The organism is Absiella sp. AM09-50 (assembly GCF_003433845.1).
In the GTDB taxonomy this organism is placed as follows: Bacteria; Bacillota_I; Bacilli_A; order Erysipelotrichales; family Erysipelotrichaceae; genus Hoskinsella; species Hoskinsella hominis.
The window spans coordinates 82096-89397 of record NZ_QVFI01000018.1; the positions used below are offsets into that span (position 1 = coordinate 82096).

Genomic DNA, 7302 nt, shown 5'->3' on the forward strand with positions numbered 1-7302 from the left:
CTATTCTGCGTAAATATAATATTGATTCTTTCCATTTAATTTTGCACGATATAAAGCTTTATCTGCTTTCTCATATAAGACTTGCAGATTCATTCCATGCATTGGTGCTGTGGCAACGCCAATGGATATATAAACATTTTCATTTCCCTGAAGGGTACAGCATTTCGCAAGACTGTTTTGAATAGCATTGATTTTTTGTTTGATGGCATCTAATTGTTGATATTTCATCAGAACTAAGAATTCATCTCCACCATAACGGCAGAAGATATCTCCATTACCCATATGCGTCATAATCACGGAGGCGATTTCACGTAATACACGATCTCCCTGTAAATGTCCATATTGGTCGTTGATTTGTTTGAAATCATCAAGATCAATCATCATCAATGCATATTTCTGCTTACTGCTGCATAACGCAAGTGCATTACGCATCATTAATTCACCCATACGACGATTATAAATACCTGTCAAAGAATCAAACTGTGCATATTTCTTTTCTTCTTTTGCCAGTGTTTCCTTTTCTACCTGTTTACTGATATTTTGAAGATATCCTATTACTTTGATCAATTCACCATTTTCATCAAAGATAGGCTCACAGGTTAATTTTACCCAGCGATGAAGATTGCTAAATAACATGACTTCAATAATTTCTTCGTTGAATTTATGTTTTAAGATTTTATTTTTCAACAATTCCAGGCTTTTACATCCAGAATATCGATTATAATCACGTTTTAAGAAATCACTCAGTATATAGTTATTATAGTTCTTTACTGCGTTATTGGGATTCATTGTACAGATTTGTTTTAATCCATCTTCATTGATTGTCAGAATATCTCGTTTTGCTTCATATTCCCAAACACTTAGATTTGCCTGATGGATAATGCTTTCATACATCTGCTGGGTAATATTTAATTCTTGTTCCTTATTGATAAGTGCTGTCGCATCCATCATAATTCCATAATACAAAAGATCTCCTTCATATAATCCTCTGTTCATCGCAATCATATGAATATAGCGGGTTTCTTTGTTTTTCGTGATACTGCGAAACATCAGATCAATATCCTGTTTGGTTTTTCTTGCGTTGAAAATGGCTTCATGAACCATCTTTTTATCTCTTGGATCTGTAAAGCAGGTACCTTTGGTTTCTATGATCTGCTGTTTATACTCTTCATGGGAATAACCCATTGTTTTTGAAAGGTTAAAACTATAGAAATATATTTCGTTATTCTCTATACAGAAAACATCTCCCGGTGTATTTGCGACAATGGTTTCCAGTTTCTGTTTCATATTGATAATGTCTGTGATATCTTCAATGATACCTGCAAAGAAACATTCGTTATCTTCTATGATGATCCGTGTTTGATCACGCACCCAGATAATTCCATTGGCTGTATATAATCGGTATTCTCCCGTAAATAATCCTTGATTGCCACGAGAGTAACGTACTGTTTCACGCATGAGCTCTCGATCGGCAGGATATATCAGGTTGATGTATTTATTATCAAAGTTTAGCTCCAGTTCTTCTTTGGTGTATCCAATCATATCAAGGAATCGATCAGATACATGTTTAATTGGAAAATCTGGTTTATCGTAACATTGATGATAGCCTCCTGGTACCAGAGAATTTAAAAGGTTGATATCCTCCTGGGCTTTTCTTAATTCCATCTGTGTATTCATTTTTTCACTGATATCGATACAATAAGAAATTACCGCAAGCTGATCATTTTCAGCCTTAATCACCCTTCCTCTGTTAATGACCCATAATAAGGAATTGTTTTTACGTACCATACGATAGTTTACTGTATATTCGTAGCCCTCATAAAAGTTATCCCCAATATCTCTTTTTACTCGGTTGCGATCTTCTATATAGATTGTGTTCATTAATTTACCATTGATCCCATCATAAAAATCCTGATAAGAATCAAATCCCAGTAAACTGATGATTTCATCATTTGCGAAATACAGGGTAAAGCCTTCATCACAATAACCAGCGATAATACCACCACTCATAGAATTTGCGAACAGATAAGCTGCATATTCTTTATTTTTCATTGCTAAGGATACTTTAGAGCCTTTTGCATTGGAAATACCCAGAATACTTTGAAGTACATTTTGTGAATCCAACAGTTCTTTTTCCTGCTTCTTAATGGCTGTCACATCTGTACACAGGGTATCATAGATATCCACACCTTCTTCAGAGCCAGCATAGTGTACACTGATTTCCAGCCATAGAATACTTCCATCTTTTGCGACATCTCTAAATTCTATGCCTTCATGTTCCGCCCATTTCATAGGGTTTGTCATGATATCCATTACCCGTTTACGATCTTCTTCATAAATCAGGGTATGACTGCCATCTACCGCAATCAGTTCTCGATACTCTGCTTTGTCATAGCCATGTTGCGCTGCTAAGCCCGCACATACCACATGACGGGAAACAATCTTATTGTCTTTGACTTTGAATTCAAGCACATCGCCTGGAATCGTATCTAAAAGACGCAGCATTCCATTTTTCAGATTTACCATTTCACTGTAATCAGAGATTGCACCATAAAATAACTTACTGTTGCCCTGGGTACGCAGGAAGAATAAGCGCATATGCATCCACATGAGTTCACCATTTAAGCGATAACGGCGGAATACGCCGCTTGCGCCCAGCATTGGTGATTTTTCCGCATTATGGAATATTTCCATCACCATTGGCACATCATCAGGATGAATCTGTTTTAAGATATTTTCTTTCCGTTCATTTAAATCAACGGAATTACAACCGGTAATATGATAATACGTATTATTGACCATACGAATTTCCAGCTTATCTCCATCAATCAGTTCATATAAAGCAATACCACCCAGTAAATTATTTAACATCGCTTCGCTGGTAATATCCTTATGAAACAGATCATCCAGCTGTATCGTAGGCAGCTTCTTTGCTAATATGCCACGTGTATCTATTTTATCTTTTTGATTTAATAAGCTGATAAAATCTTTGGTAGACATAGGTTTATAGTAATAATAGCCTTGTACATATTCACAATCCAAACTTAATAGATTCTCAATTTGTTTTTGTGTTTCCACACCCTCTGCAATTAAACGTAGACCAAGCCATTTTCCCATTTGAACGATAGATTCCAATATGCCAGAACCTTTCATTTCACTAATTTCATTCATCTCCAAAAATTTCATATCAATTTTTAAGACATCTACTTCCATATCCTTCAACATATTCAAGGAAGAATAACCACTGCCAAAATCATCCATTAATACAATGAAGCCTGCTTTTCTTAATTCTGTCACTGATTCAATCAGAGAATCATAATTCTCTGTATATGCACTTTCTGTTATTTCTATTTCTAAAATATTGGCTGGCAATTCATATTTTTTTATTAATTCTAAAAATACTTCCGTAATATGATATTGATAAATATCCATACGGGAAACATTGACAGATATTGGCACTACTTCCAGATTAGCCTTGATACGCTCATGCAGCAGCTTACAGACATGTTCCCACACATAATAGTCCAGCTTGGATATAAAGCCGCTGGATTCTAATATTGGAATAAATGATAATGGCGCAAGCATTCCTTTTTGAGGATGATTCCATCTGACTAAGGCTTCCGCACCAATGATTTTATTGGTTCTTGCATTACATTGCGGCTGATAATAGACTTCAAATTCTTCATTTTCTAAGCCATGTTTTACCCCAAACAAAATCTCTTGTTCATTTTCTAGTTTCTGTTTCATCGTTCCATTATAAAAAGCTACACGTGTTGCATAATTGCCTTTAACACTGTTCAATGCCAAAGTAGCCCGATCACACATTAATGTGACAGATATATCATGATCTTCGATGATATAGATGCCACCTGTAGGAAGGAATTTTACATCACTTGCATATCCCTGCATCCATGCAAAGATTTCTTTTTCTATCACTTTCACATTACAATATTTTTCAGGCAGTAACATCATAAAATCATCGCCGCCAAAGCGTGCCCCAATTCCACGACAGGTTCCTGTTTTACTTTTAATTTTTTCTGCGATATAAATCAACAGCTTATCGCCTTCTTCTGTACCATACCAATCGTTGAATAATTTGAAATGTTCAATATCGATATTCACGATACCATAGGATTGATCTTTTTCTTCTTTTAAACGTTCTCTTACCATTTTGTGAAATGTAGATGCATTATAAAGACCTGTTAATGGATCTAGCATCTGATATAAAGCATTTTCTGCAGTTGTTTGTTCAACGACATATTGCCTTTCCGCATCAATCACAAATAATAAGCACATCTGTTGTTCTAACAGCTTTGTCACCGGTGTGATATAAAAAGACATCCAGCGATATTCATCTTTATTGTATAAAACACGGAATTCTTTATTGATAAAGCCCATATGTTCTAAGCGCTGGTTCATTGTGGCAAGATAAAAAAAGTCCATAAACTCCTTTTGGTCATGTGGATGTATAGATTTATAGCATATCGTCTGAATAAAGTTATCCAGATTTCCTTCCGTAGCGATTTTATTATCTTCTTCTAAATATAAAGACGTATATGTATGCTTCTTTAAATTTAATTCAAAAGCTTCCTCGTAATTGGCTTCTTTATTCATTTTCAGATTTACGATATGCTGTGCATTTAATACGGATTTTAACGAGATTAAAACACAGTTCCCCTCTTTTGGCCATTGTACATGAATCATATTATAGATCAGCCAGCGTTTTAATTCAGGATAGTACAACATAAAATTACTGGTTGTCTGTGTACGAATGAGATGATTTAGATGAATTGGACAATCCCGACAAGGCGTATGCTGCATACGTAAAGAGCTAAAGCATTGTTCCCCCATTCTACAAAGAGGAAAATTATATTTTATCCCCTCATCCATATACACGATATGGTAATCTTCATTGATTACAAAAACACCCTCTTGAAAATCCTTGTACTGCTGCTTACCCATAATATAGGCCTCCGTTCTGGTCTTTAATTCTAGATTATGATTTGCTTACAACTCCCTATGTCACATTTACATCACTGTTTCTTATTATAATAATTTTACCACTATTTTGAGTGGTGTGTATAAATTTAAAAAAGTTTTTTGAAGATTTTACTATAAACTTTTTTATTCTATATGTTTTCGTTCAAATGAGGAGAAATGTAACAATGAAAATTTATTTTTTATTTACTTTCTGGGTGTTTGCCCGCTCACTTAGGAAATCTGGTTCATATCATAGATTGAAATAAATGAGGTGAAAATATGAATTTTGATGATGCATATTATGATGAAAATGCTTCGCAATGTTGTGAACCATGTGCAGTACGTAATGATGATTATTGCGGCTGTTGTCGAGGACCAAGAGGATTTCGAGGAGCAACAGGTGCCACAGGAGCAACCGGTGCGACTGGCGCAACGGGACCTGGTGTAGGTGCTACGGGGCCTACAGGAAACACTGGTGCCACTGGAGCGACTGGGCCTACGGGAGCTGATGGAGCAACGGGACCAACAGGGCCTAGAGGAAGCACGGGTGCAACTGGTGCCACTGGAGCTTCTGGTATCACTGGGGCAACAGGGGCAACGGGCGCAAATGGTGCGACTGGGCCTACGGGTGTTCAAGGAATTCAGGGTAACATTGGACCAACGGGTGCCACAGGTAATACTGGGGCGACTGGTATCCAAGGTGCCACGGGTCCAACGGGGGCTAGAGGAAATACCGGCGCAGATGGTTTGCCAGGAATCACGGGTGCAACAGGGGCAACCGGAGTAACGGGAGCAACTGGTGCCACAGGACCAACAGGTGCCACAGGTAGTACAGGGGCAGATGGCAATACTGGGGCAACAGGACCAGCTGGCTTAATTGGGCCTACAGGTGCCACAGGGCTTGCGGGTGAAATCGGGCCTACCGGAAACACGGGCGCAACGGGGCCTACTGGACTTACAGGTAGTACAGGGGCAACCGGTGCCACTGGTTTAACAGGTGCCACAGGGCCTACAGGTAATACTGGATCTACCGGATTAACTGGTGATACAGGACCAACAGGTGCCACTGGTTTAACGGGAGCGACAGGCCCTACTGGAAATACTGGGGCGACTGGTTTAGATGGGGCAACAGGGCCTACAGGCATCACAGGTGCTACAGGAATTACGGGTGCAACAGGTGCCACAGGTGCTACTGGGCCGGCAGGAGCAGGTGGTGGTTTATTGGCATATGGTGGAAAATACAATGCTACACCACAGACCTTAAGTCTGATTGTTGGTTCTGCTACAACCCTTCCATTACCTGTGACGATGCCAGCAAACAATGTAACAACATCAACTGTGAATGCCTTAACCATCAACGAAACCGGAGTTTATGAAATCAACTACATGTTTAATGCATCTGCTTCTTTAGGGGCGGCAGTTACTTTAGCTGTAAGAAGAAATGGTGCTGCCATTGCCAGTACACAGGAAACACATTTACTTGCTGTGGGTATAGAATCCATTTACTCTGGCAGTGTTATTGAAAGCTTGAATGCAGGAGATGTCATTACGATGACTGTTTCTGCCTTATTAGCATTAACATTAACGCTGGGAACAGGTGTAAGTGTCACCTTAACAGTAAAGCGATTAGATGATGCAGGCATAGAATAAAAACAGGCTGAATATTCAGTCTGTTTTCTTACATATATTATTTTGATTTCAAGGTAACATCTCCATTATGTGAAGGATCAAAGTCATAAAAAACATGTTCCAACAAGCTGCATACAAGTACCGTTACAATGGCTTCTATGATATACATGTATTCAAAATTTGGTATGACAAGCCATTTTTTTACTATATAATCCATCGCACAATATATAACAAAGCAACCAATACAAAATATCAAAGTCCGTACATATTTGTTTATTTTCATTTGAATCCCTCCCTGTATTAGGCTTTTTCTAACTCTATAGTAACATATAGTTCATTGAAATAACTACATTAATCAAAAAAAATTCTGATAGATTTCACTTTTCCACCATTTATATCTGGATTATTTTACAAATTTCATCCAAATTACGATATAATATAATATATATGTCACAGGATAGGGGGGATTGTCATGCAGAAACTGTTTACACGTTATATCAGTATTGTAATTATGATTTCCAGTGTGATCATCTCGATCATCGCATGGCAGTCTTTAGAAAGTATCGAAATCGTTACAGCTGAAAATACCATGAAACAGCGTTTAACTCAGTTATGTGAAAAATTTGACAGCAACAAGAATGAATGATACGATTCTCAAAAGTAGACAGTACAAATAATTAAAACGTACTGAAT

4 protein-coding genes are annotated in these 7302 nt (G+C 37.6%); 2 read left to right on the forward strand and 2 right to left on the reverse strand.

Annotated elements, in window-relative coordinates:
- The gene (locus DW114_RS14625) at positions 1-4962 is read right to left on the reverse strand and encodes a diguanylate cyclase domain-containing protein (RefSeq protein ID WP_117454480.1); all 4962 of its coding nucleotides are present in this window, start codon (positions 4960-4962) and stop codon (positions 1-3) included.
- Between the two features lie 297 nt (positions 4963-5259).
- Between DW114_RS14625 and DW114_RS14630 the strand changes: the two genes are divergently transcribed.
- A complete protein-coding gene (locus DW114_RS14630; protein ID WP_117454481.1) occupies positions 5260-6630 on the forward strand; it encodes a BclA C-terminal domain-containing protein in 1371 nt (456 codons plus the stop codon).
- Between the two features lie 37 nt (positions 6631-6667).
- On the opposite strand, the gene DW114_RS14635 is transcribed toward DW114_RS14630, so the two are convergent.
- A complete protein-coding gene (locus DW114_RS14635) occupies positions 6668-6892 on the reverse strand; it encodes a hypothetical protein (protein ID WP_117454482.1) in 225 nt (74 codons plus the stop codon).
- Positions 6893-7081: 189 nt separating this feature from the next.
- On the opposite strand from DW114_RS14635, the gene DW114_RS21310 reads away from it, so the two are divergent.
- The gene (locus DW114_RS21310) at positions 7082-7255 is read left to right on the forward strand and encodes a hypothetical protein (RefSeq protein WP_158552350.1); all 174 of its coding nucleotides are present in this window, start codon (positions 7082-7084) and stop codon (positions 7253-7255) included.
- Positions 7256-7302 lie beyond the last annotated feature (47 nt).

What these genes read in the sequence shown, in the direction of transcription:
- DW114_RS14625 (WP_117454480.1), bottom strand. Translation starts at nt 4,962, where the DNA reads ATGGGTAAGCAGCAGTACAAGGATTTTCAAGAGGGTGTTTTTGTAATC.
- DW114_RS14630 (WP_117454481.1), top strand. Translation starts at nt 5,260, where the DNA reads ATGAATTTTGATGATGCATATTATGATGAAAATGCTTCGCAATGTTGT.
- DW114_RS14635 (WP_117454482.1), bottom strand. Translation starts at nt 6,892, where the DNA reads ATGAAAATAAACAAATATGTACGGACTTTGATATTTTGTATTGGTTGC.
- DW114_RS21310 (WP_158552350.1), top strand. Translation starts at nt 7,082, where the DNA reads ATGCAGAAACTGTTTACACGTTATATCAGTATTGTAATTATGATTTCC.